The 4,044-nt window shown below is 54.0% G+C and carries 4 protein-coding genes; all 4 read left to right on the top strand.

Annotated features, from left to right (window positions below; genetic code table 11):
• Positions 1-1,337 (top strand): DUF4368 domain-containing protein (locus B5F88_RS18500; RefSeq protein WP_087348925.1); only part of this gene is annotated, 1,337 nt, incomplete at its 5' end.
• A 66-nt stretch (positions 1,338-1,403) separates the two neighbouring features.
• The gene (locus tag B5F88_RS18505; RefSeq protein ID WP_087348927.1) at positions 1,404-2,024 is read left to right on the top strand and encodes a CHC2 zinc finger domain-containing protein; all 621 of its coding nucleotides are present in this window, start codon (positions 1,404-1,406) and stop codon (positions 2,022-2,024) included.
• The gene (locus B5F88_RS18510; protein ID WP_087348929.1) at positions 2,002-3,381 is read left to right on the top strand and encodes a phage/plasmid primase, P4 family; all 1,380 of its coding nucleotides are present in this window, start codon (positions 2,002-2,004) and stop codon (positions 3,379-3,381) included. Before B5F88_RS18505 ends, B5F88_RS18510 begins: the two co-directional genes overlap by 23 nt.
• Positions 3,382-3,770: 389 nt before the next feature.
• On the top strand, positions 3,771-3,983 hold the full coding sequence (locus tag B5F88_RS18520; RefSeq protein ID WP_071432514.1) for a phosphoribosylglycinamide formyltransferase: 213 nt from the start codon (positions 3,771-3,773) through the stop codon (positions 3,981-3,983).
• Positions 3,984-4,044: the final 61 nt, after the last annotated feature.

The following is a 4,044-nucleotide window of genomic DNA, read 5'->3' on the forward strand; positions in this document are numbered from 1 at the left end:
GGCTTGCGGTGGAGGGGCACGGCCCCCATGAGATCGCCAAGATACTCACACAGGAAAAGGTGGAGTGCCCCGCCTATTATCTGGCCCGCAACGGCAGAGGCAGCCGGAAGAATACCGTGGACACCAGCCGACCCTATGACTGGTACGGCTTTACGGTCAGCACCATGCTGACAAAGCCGGAGTATATGGGGCACACCGTCAATTTCCGTTCTTCCAAGAAGTCCTATCGGGATAAGCGGGTAAAAAATGACCCGTCCGACTGGCTGATTTTTGAAAATACCCATGAAGCCATCGTTGACCCGGAAACCTGGCAGCTCGCCCAGCAAGTGAAGCGGACGGTGCGCCGGACGGATACCAGCGGCGTCGCCAATCCCCTGACCGGCCTTGTGTTCTGCGCCGACTGCGGAGCCAAGATGTATAACCACCGGGGCAAACGCAAAAAGGACGGGCGGGAGTATGGAACCGACTTCTATAACTGCTCCACCTATACCCTGACCTTTGAGCGTGAAACCCAGATGTGTTTTTCCCACACCGTCAGCACCAAAGCCCTGAACGCCCTGATTCTGGAAACCATCCGCTCCACCGCCAGCTATGCCATCCAGAACAAGGAGGAATTCATTCAGAAGGTTCGCAGCATATCACAGGTTCGCCAGCAGGAAGCGGCCAAGGAGCTGAAACGCAAGGTCGCCAAGGAGCGCAACCGCAGCGCCGAGCTGGATGTGTTGATTAAAAAGCTGTATGAAACCTATGCTATGGGCAAGTTGGAGGAAAAACGGTTCGAGCTGCTGTGTGCAGAATATGAAAAGGAACAGGCCGAACTGGAACAGCTGCTTGCCTCTGAGCAGGCACAGCTGGACCAGTTTCATGAGGACACGGACCGTGCCAGCCACTTTCTGGCGCTGGCACAGAAATATACGGATTTCACCGAGCTGACTGCCCCCATGCTCCATGAATTTGTGGAGAAAATTCTGGTCCATGCCCCGGACCGAAGCACCGGAGAACGGGTGCAGGAAATTGAGATTTACCTGAACTTTATCGGGAAATTTGAAGTGCCCATGCCCGAACCCACCGAGGAAGAACTGGCTGCGGAGGAAAAGCGCCGCCAGAAGCGCATCCGCGACCATGAAAAATACCTGCGTCAGAAGGAGCGCAAACAGAAGATTGCCGAGGGGCTGATCGTTCCGGGCGAACCGTACCAGCTGGTGTGCCAGTGCTGCGGAGAGCCGTTCCAGTCTGTCCGCCCCAACGCTAAATTTTGTAAACCCGCCTGCCGGGAGAAGTTCTACCGGCAGGAAAAGCGGAAAGCCAAAGAAACAGAAACATCACAAACTGCATAAGGACTGCGGCCTGCCCAAAGAAAACGGGCGGGCCGCTTTTTTATGCCCTGAAACGGAGGGATTTTTATGACACTCTTTGAACTGGTAAAACAGAATATTTGTGTGCCGGATGCGGCGGAACATTATGGGTTGCAAGTCAACCGAAACGGGATGTGCAGCTGCCCGTTCCATGAGGACCGGCACCCCAGCATGAAGCTGAATGAACGGTATTTTTACTGCTTCGGCTGCGGGGTCACCGGCGATGTAATCGACCTTGTGGCGAGGTTATTTGACCTGAGCAGTTACGAAGCAGCGCAGAAGCTGGCACAGGATTTTGGGATTGGCCCGGACAAGCCGCCTGCGGCAGCTGCCCTGCCCAAACCGGAGCGTCCCCTGCTGAAAGCATACCGGCAGGAGCAAGTGCGCTGCCTGCGGGTGCTGTGTGATTATCTGCATCTTCTGGAAGTTTGGAAACAGAACTACGCCCCATCCAATCCAGATGACAGTTTAGATGACCGGTTTGTGGAAGCCTGCCAGATGCTGGACTATGTGGAGTATCTGGCGGATTTGCTCATTGCCGCCGAACTGGAACAGCGGGTGAAAATCGTGGAAATGCTGAACAAGGATGGCCTGATCGCTGGTTTGGAGGAACGGCTGGACAGGCTGAAAAAGGAGGACGACGCCCATGAAAAACAAAGCGCAGCTTGACGGGATGCCCGTCTGGTTCGATGGAAAAAGCATCAACGAAGCCCTGTTTTGCGAGGAGTTCTTGCAGACGCACAAGATCATCTTTACAAACGGGGCTTTTTTCACGCCCGAAGGCCGTGTAACCGATGAGCTGCCTTTGCGGGGAGAGATTTTTGAGGAGCTGAAATGCTGTGCGGTCAGCAACATTCCCCGCAAAATCAGCAACATTGTGGAGTTGATGAAGCTGGCGGCGCTGGTGGAGGATTTCCCCCCGGAGCCGGATCGGATTCATCTTTCCAACGGCACGCTTTTTCTGGACGGAACTTTTGCGAAAGGAAAGCCGAAAATCGTCCGCAACCGTTTCCCCGTGTCCTACAAGCCCAACGCCCCAAAACCTGTTCTCTGGCTGCAATTTCTGGATGGTCTGCTCTACCCGGAGGACATCCCCACCTTGCAGGAATATATCGGCTACTGCCTGATTCCCAGCAACAAGGGGCAGCGGATGATGGTCATTAAGGGCAGCGGTGGCGAAGGAAAGTCGCAGATCGGCGCTGTGCTGGGAACTTTGTTCGGTTCCAACATGAAGGATGGCAGCATCGGGAAAATATCCGAGAACCGGTTTGCCCGTGCCGATTTGGAACATATCCTCCTGTGCGTGGATGACGATATGCGAATGGAGGCCCTGCGCCAGACCAACTATGTGAAATCCATCGTCACTGCCCAAGGCAAGATGGATTTGGAGCGCAAGGGCAAGCAGAGCTATCAGGGATGGATGTGCGCCCGGCTGCTGGCCTTCTCCAACGGAGATTTGCAGGCGCTGTTTGACCGGAGCGACGGATTTTATCGCCGCCAGCTGGTGCTGACCACGAAAGAAAAACCGGCTGGCCGTGTGGATGATCCTGACCTTGCCGAGAAGATGAAAGCCGAGGTGGAGGGTATTCTGCTGTGGGCTTTTGAGGGATTGCAGCGGCTGGCCGCAAACAACTTCAAGTTCACCGAGAGCCAGCGCACCAAAGACAACCGGGAAGCAGTCAAACGGGACAACAACAATGTCTATGATTTTCTGGATTCTGACGGGTATGTTCGCCTGAAAGCCGATCTATCTGCCAGCTCCAAAGAACTGTACGAGGCATACCAGATTTACTGCACCGAAAACAACCTGCCTGCCCTGAAGCCACGCAGCTTCAGCGAAGCCCTGATCGCCTGCCAGAGCCGCTACAATCTGGAATACTGCAACAATGTGACCAACGCAGCCGGACGGCGGGTGCGTGGATTTCTGGGGATTGAGGTACTGGTGAGAAATCATATATCAGTGTTTTCCGGTGATTCGATGCGTACGTACGTACCGGAAGATGTGCCGGAGGAATGGCGGCGCTGATCCATGTACGTACGTACGCTTTGATTGACCGTTGTTCTCCCTTTTATAGCAATTCAGCGGCTATGTCAGTCAGAATCACCTGTCAAATCCCATGTTAAATCAAGGCAAGTGGAAATCGAAAAGTATTTGCCTATTGGAAGAAATCATTTTGCGAAACCATGCTTCTCGCCCCGGTGAACCGGGTGCATGGAATCATGGGGAAATGCACGGTTTCAAGCCAAGTCACACGTAACGGAAAAGTCGGAAGGTGCGACCTATGGGCAGGACATCACACCGGCAATTCTGAACGGATTTGGTGACAAGGAGATTTTTCACCACACAGCGAAGCGGTTATGCCAGAAGGCGTGCCGACTTCGCTTTTTTATCAAGAAAATTTAGGAGGATTTTTGATGATGACGGTACGCAATGAGATTAAGGCACAGATCGTCCGGGCGGGATACACCATGCAGGAGGTAGTTGACCGGCTCCATGAGGAATACGACTGGTCGGACAGCGTTTCCAACCTGTCGGCCAAGCTCCAGCGGGAATCCATCCGCTACAAGGAGGTTGTGGAACTGGCCGATGTGCTGGGCTATGACCTGATCTGGCAGAAACGGAGGTAATCCCATGACAAGTGAAGAAAAGAAACTGTTGCAGGCAAAGCACCGCTTGGAGGAAGCCCAG

It is taken from the genome of Flavonifractor sp. An306 (genome assembly GCF_002159455.1).
Lineage (GTDB): Bacteria > Bacillota > Clostridia > Oscillospirales > Oscillospiraceae > Flavonifractor.

Bases quoted from the DNA above. Each gene is read 5' to 3' on its own strand.
- B5F88_RS18520 (WP_071432514.1), top strand. From the start codon at position 3,771: ATGATGACGGTACGCAATGAGATTAAGGCACAGATCGTCCGGGCGGGA.
- B5F88_RS18505 (WP_087348927.1), top strand. From the start codon at position 1,404: ATGACACTCTTTGAACTGGTAAAACAGAATATTTGTGTGCCGGATGCG.
- B5F88_RS18510 (WP_087348929.1), top strand. From the start codon at position 2,002: ATGAAAAACAAAGCGCAGCTTGACGGGATGCCCGTCTGGTTCGATGGA.